This is a genomic window from Bradyrhizobium sp. NBAIM08 (assembly GCF_020193935.1).
Taxonomy (GTDB): domain Bacteria; phylum Pseudomonadota; class Alphaproteobacteria; order Rhizobiales; family Xanthobacteraceae; genus Bradyrhizobium; species Bradyrhizobium yuanmingense.
The window spans coordinates 1-389 of record NZ_JADYVR010001212.1; the positions used below are offsets into that span (position 1 = coordinate 1).

Consider the following 389-nt stretch of genomic DNA (forward strand, 5'->3'; position numbering starts at 1 on the left):
CTGGTATACGCTGAAAGCTGAGGTCATAAAGCATGGTGTCCGGAATTCGTTATTGATTGCCCCTATGCCAACTGCTTCAACTTCTCAGATACTTGGGAACAATGAATGTTTCGAACCATATACTTCCAACATCTATGTTCGCCGTGTATTGAGTGGTGAGTTCGTTGTTGTCAACAAGCACCTGCTTAAGGACCTGGTTGAGCTGAATATGTGGAATGATGATATGAAGAATCGCATCCTTACTAATAATGGATCTGTCCAGGGGATTGATGGAATTCCTGAAAACATCAAGGAGATCTATAAAACAGTCTGGGAGATCAAACAGCGGAACATCATAGACATGGCCGCCGACCGTGGCGCATTCATCTGTCAGTCGCAATCATTGAACC

General features: G+C 44.2%; 1 pseudogene. It reads left to right on the forward strand.

Annotated elements, in window-relative coordinates:
* Positions 1–389: pseudogene (locus I6F37_RS44200) on the forward strand (ribonucleoside-diphosphate reductase subunit alpha); the annotation flags it as partial.